The organism is Mesorhizobium sp. M2A.F.Ca.ET.039.01.1.1 (assembly GCF_003998035.1).
Classification (GTDB): Bacteria; Pseudomonadota; Alphaproteobacteria; order Rhizobiales; family Rhizobiaceae; genus Mesorhizobium.
On record NZ_RZRY01001088.1, the window covers coordinates 1 to 1,563 of the forward strand.

At 62.0% G+C, this 1,563-nt stretch carries 1 protein-coding gene and 1 pseudogene; both read right to left on the reverse strand.

Annotation, left to right across the window (positions count from 1 at the left end; translation table 11 throughout):
• Positions 1 to 741 (reverse strand): annotated as a pseudogene (locus EOA24_RS37490) (hypothetical protein); the annotation flags it as partial.
• Positions 731 to 862: a hypothetical protein gene (locus EOA24_RS44010; RefSeq protein ID WP_281059930.1), complete on the reverse strand. Its 132-nt coding sequence runs from the start codon at positions 860 to 862 to the stop codon at positions 731 to 733. The gene EOA24_RS44010 and the pseudogene EOA24_RS37490, both read right to left, overlap by 11 nt.
• Between the last annotated feature and the right edge of the window lie 701 nt (positions 863 to 1,563).

Genomic DNA, 1,563 nt, shown 5'->3' on the forward strand with positions numbered 1-1,563 from the left:
GGCGATTGCGTCCGGCCTCAGTTCGCCGAGGTCGGTCGGATAGGGACAAAGCGCCAGACGCCGCCCGATATCCGGGCCCGAAATCTCCAGTGTGTCGGCCACGTCCGGGAGGTCGAAGTGGAAGCTGCCTGCCGCAAGCGGCATGGTCTGCAGCAGTTCGCCCTTGCCCATCACCTTCAATGTCACCTGCGCCGATGCCGGGGTCTTGCCGCGCAGGCTGCGCCCCGGGACCAGCCCGACAAGTCCAGGCAGATCCTCTCCCACCAGGCCGGCGGGCGACCCCGGCAGTTCGACCAGCCGCAACATCTGGCTCTCATTGCCCGTGCTGACGCGCCATCCCTTGGGGACGGACACCGAAAACCGGTAGAGTCCAGGCGCGCGGAGGCTTGCCCACCGCTTTCCGGTCGACATGAGGAAGTTGGCGAAGCCGGAGCTGTTGCTGGTGGCCGAGGTAATAAACGCGCCCTTGTCGTCGAACACCCGTACGACAATGCCGCCCATCGGCCGGTCGGCCTCGCCGAACCTGCCGTCGCCGTCGACGTCCATGAAGACGAAGGACGAGTAATTCAAGGCGTGGTCGCTTGCCGACCAATTGGCGCGGGCCTGATAATCGTGCGCGGGATCGGCGCTGCGGCGCAGCTTGCGCCGCTTGCGGCGCCGGCGTAGGGCGAGCGCAATGAGCGCGATGGCCCCCGCAACCACGAGAGCCGAGACGAAAAGGACAAGAGCGTTAGCAGCCACAGGCGCCGCGCTCCTGGCCGCGCAACCGATTGCCGGCGCCGCTGTCCCGGAACTTGGCGAAACAGGTAACGCCGCCGATCAGTATCGCCAGCGCCGGCAGCCTGTCAGTCGGTCTCTTCATCGGTCTCCCCCGCGCCTCTCGCCGTCCGATGGCGGCAGGCGGCCAACATCCTAGCCGAGCCTTCCGCCGTGGCTAAAGCATGTCTCTCGAAAGTGGGAACCGGTTTCGGGATAAAGACATGCGTAAAATCAAAAACCTAAAGCGCATGGAGCGAATCTGAAAGATCGCGACGCGCTTTAAGTGCCGGACATCACAGAGAGGCGATAAATGTGCCTCGATAGATCCTCCCGGCGATATATTCCGAACCCGGCTCCAGCCGCCGCGACCATCACACTATTGGGCGGCGGTTGCTTCAGTAGAACGCTGTCCCCAGAAACAGAACGGCCCGTCCTGGCCGCTTACTTGACAGGAACTCGTCGTATGAGATTATCCGCTGTGATTTTCGAGGAGAGCAATCGCATGAAGAAGACTTACGAGAAGCCTGTTTTCGTCCGCAAGGGCAAGCTTTCGGCGATTGTGGCGGGTTCTTTGCCCACGCCGGGTTGACGCTGAAATCACCGCCATTTTGAGCATCTATCGATAGGGGACATCCTGATATGAAGAAGACATATGTGAAGCCTGAGTTCGTCCGCAGGGGCAAGCTTTCGGCGATTGTGGCCGGTTCGCCGGCTCCACAGTGATCGAGAGCCCCAAAGCCTGATCTTTCAAGAATCCCCGCCACGGCGGGGATTTCTGTTTCTCAGCCCAACTCCACCCAGACC

What these genes read in the sequence shown, in the direction of transcription:
- EOA24_RS44010 (WP_281059930.1), bottom strand. Translation starts at nt 862, where the DNA reads ATGAAGAGACCGACTGACAGGCTGCCGGCGCTGGCGATACTGATCGGC.